Here is a 2,946-nt window from a genome sequence, read left to right as displayed (position 1 = left end):
GTTTCGCTCAGGCGGGAACCGGTGCCTGCCGCATCGCGCTCAGGCGCTCGTCGAGCAGGGCGACGGCGTCCCGGGTGATCCGGTCGAGCAGGTCCGCGCAGGTCGGGATGTCGTCGATCAGGCCCTGGACCATGCCCACCGACCAGACGCCCGCCTCGGGGTCGCCGTTCTCGTAGACCGTGCGCCCGCGGATGCCGTTGACCAGGTGCTGCACGTCCTCGAACCTGCCGCCGTCCGCCATGATCGCCACGGCCTCGCGGGCGACCGCGTTGCTGTGCACGCGGGAGGTGTTCTGCAGCGGGCGGAACAGGAGCTCGGTGTCGCGCTCGGAGGAGGCCACGATCGCCTCCTTGACCCGGTGGTGGATCGGCGACTCCTGGGTGCACAGGAAGCGGGTCCCCATGTTCACGCCCTCCGCGCCGAGGGCGAGTGCGGCGACCAGGCCGCGCGCGTCCGCGATGCCGCCCGCAGCGATCACCGGGATCTCCAGCTGTGCCGTCGCGGCGGGGATCAGGACCAGGCCGGGGACGTCGTCCTCGCCCGGGTGTCCGGCGCACTCGAAGCCGTCGATGCTGACCGCGGTGACGCCGACGGCCTGCGCCTTGAGCGCATGCCGCACGCTCGTGCACTTGTGGATGATCTTCACGCCGTGGGCGTTGAAGTAGTCCATGTACGGCCCGGGGTTCGCTCCGGCGGTCTCGATCACGCGGACCCCCGAGTCGACGATCGCGTGCCGGAGCTCGTCGTGGTTCACGGTGCGCATCGACGGCAGGATCGTCAGGTTGACGCCGAACGGGTTGTCGGTGTGCTCGCGCACCTTGCGGATCTCTGCGGCCAGGAGCTCCGGGTCGGGGAAGGTCAGTGCGGTGAGCATGCCGAGGCCGCCGGCCTCGGCGACGGCGCCCACGAGCTCCGCCTTGCCGACCCACTGCATGCCGCCTTGCATGATCGGGTGGGTCACCCCGAAGGCCTCGGTGAATCGGGTGCGCAAGCGAGGGGAACTAGTTGACATGCGTGTCAGGTTAGGGAGGATCGAGCCTCCCTGTCAACGGCTTCGGGCCGCCCTGGTGATGCGGGTGCGATGCCGCATGTGCGCGCTTGAGCGAGGCGTCTGAGCGTGGAATCGTCCTCACTTGACGTTCGCGTCAAGATTTTCGCCAGACCCCTTGACGCCCATCGTGACCTGGCGCACACTTGACGCCGATGTCATGTTGGTCCGGCGGGAAAGCCGCCGGTCCGTCGATCGCCAGGAGTCTCCCCGTGTCTGAAGTCCGTCACCCCGCGTCTGCCCGAACGGCGCGCGCCGCCCGCTACCACGGCGTCAAGGATGTGCGCCTGGAGCAGATCCAGGTGCCCGCCCCGGGCGCTGGCGAGGTGACGATCGCGGTCAGCCACACCGGCGTCTGCGGCTCCGACCTGCACGAGTACTTCTCCGCCCAGACCGTCACCCCGACCGAACCGCACCCGCTGACCGGAGCCACCCTTCCGGTGGTGCTCGGCCACGAGTTCGCCGGCGTCGTCGTCGAGGTCGGTGCCGGCGTCACCGAGCGCGCCGTCGGCGACCGGGTCGCGGTCCGGCCGACCTACTCCTGCGGGGAGTGCGCCAGCTGCCTGCGCGGGCACCCCAACACCTGCACCAAGCTCGCCTTCCACGGGCTGAGCGCCCACGGCGGTGGCCTGGCGGACTTCACCAACGTCGCCGCCTCGATGACGTTCGCCCTGCCCGACGACGTGTCGATGGTCCAGGGTGCGCTGGTCGAGCCGATGGCCGTCGCCTACCACGGCGTGCGGCTCGCGGTGACCGAGCAGACCCGCGTCGCCTTCGTCGGCGGTGCCGGCCCGATCGGGCTGGGCGCGATCGCCGCGCTCCGCTCGCTCGGCGTCGCGACCATCATCGCCTCGGACCCCTCAGCGAGCCGCCGCGAGGCTGCGCTGCGTCTCGGCGCCGACGAGGCCTTCGACCCCGCCGTCACCACGCTCGGCGAGGCGCTCGCCGGTCGCACCCTCGACGTTGCCATCGAGGCAGCGGGGGTGGCCGCCGTGGTGGAGACCGCGGTCACCGAGCTCGGCCCGCGCGGAACCGTGGTGCTGCTCGGCATCCATGAGCGGCCGATGCCCTTCGACCCGACCTCGCTGCTCTACCGCGAGGTGCGCCTGGCCGGCTCCTCGACCTACACCGACGACGACTACCGCGCGGTGATCGCCGCGATGGCCGCCGGTGGCTACGACCCGAGCGGCTGGGTCGAGACCCGGCCGCTGGAGGAGCTGCACAGCACCTTCGAGGAGCTCCGCACCGGAGGCCCGGTGAAGGTGCTGATCGAGCTCCAGCCCTCCTGAGCCAGACCCGCAAAGCCCAACACCCAACCAGAAGTGAGGAACCCATGTCACTCGTCATCAACTCCGACGACATCACCCTGAACGACGAGCAGCAGCTCACCGACGTCGCCGAGCGCTACCAGCTCGACGACCTGTACGCCCCGGCCTCCGAGGACTACTCGCCCTGGATGTTCGTCGAGGGCTCCGAGGGCATGTGGGCCCGCTACCTGTGGTTCGACCTGCGCCTCGGCCAGTGGGGCGCGATGGTGAAGTCCGAGGGCCCCGGCGTCCTCGGGCGCCACAAGCACCGTTCGAGCGTGCTCGGCTACACCGTCAGCGGCTCGTGGGGCTACGAGGAGTACGACTGGGAGGCCAAGGCCGGCGACGTCGTCCAGGAGAGCCCGGGCGTGATCCACACCCTGCGCTCGGTCAACCCCACGGGCTTCGAGACCTTCTTCGTGCTCAACGGCTCGATCGACTGGTACGACGAGGAGGGCAACGTCGTGCTCGTCGAGGACGTCTTCTACAACGTCCACCGCTACGAGCAGTACTGCAAGCAGAACGGCCTCGAGGTCAACCAGGCGCTGTTCCGCCGCTGAGGGCACACCGAGCACATCCGGCTCCGGGGCC

The 2,946-nt window shown here is 70.2% G+C and carries 3 protein-coding genes; 2 read left to right on the top strand and 1 reads right to left on the bottom strand.

Annotation, left to right across the window (positions count from 1 at the left end; translation table 11 throughout):
- Positions 1–7 precede the first annotated feature (7 nt).
- The gene (locus tag ABD151_RS13285) at positions 8–991 is read right to left on the bottom strand and encodes an NAD(P)H-dependent flavin oxidoreductase (RefSeq protein ID WP_343995118.1); all 984 of its coding nucleotides are present in this window, start codon (positions 989–991) and stop codon (positions 8–10) included.
- A 269-nt stretch (positions 992–1,260) separates the two neighbouring features.
- Between ABD151_RS13285 and ABD151_RS13280 the strand changes: the two genes are divergently transcribed.
- Together ABD151_RS13280 and ABD151_RS13275 are read left to right on the top strand one after the other, a co-directional pair.
- Positions 1,261–2,337, top strand: coding sequence for an alcohol dehydrogenase catalytic domain-containing protein (locus ABD151_RS13280; protein ID WP_343995116.1), 1,077 nt, complete (start codon positions 1,261–1,263; stop codon positions 2,335–2,337).
- 44 nt (positions 2,338–2,381) lie between these two features.
- The gene (locus tag ABD151_RS13275; protein ID WP_343995114.1) at positions 2,382–2,915 is read left to right on the top strand and encodes a 2,4'-dihydroxyacetophenone dioxygenase family protein; all 534 of its coding nucleotides are present in this window, start codon (positions 2,382–2,384) and stop codon (positions 2,913–2,915) included.
- Positions 2,916–2,946 lie beyond the last annotated feature (31 nt).

The sequence above is a fragment of the Nocardioides dubius genome, assembly GCF_039528155.1.
Classification (GTDB): Bacteria; Actinomycetota; Actinomycetes; order Propionibacteriales; family Nocardioidaceae; genus Nocardioides; species Nocardioides dubius.
Note: the sequence above shows the minus strand (reverse complement) of the source record. Positions and strands in the feature narration are given on the sequence as shown.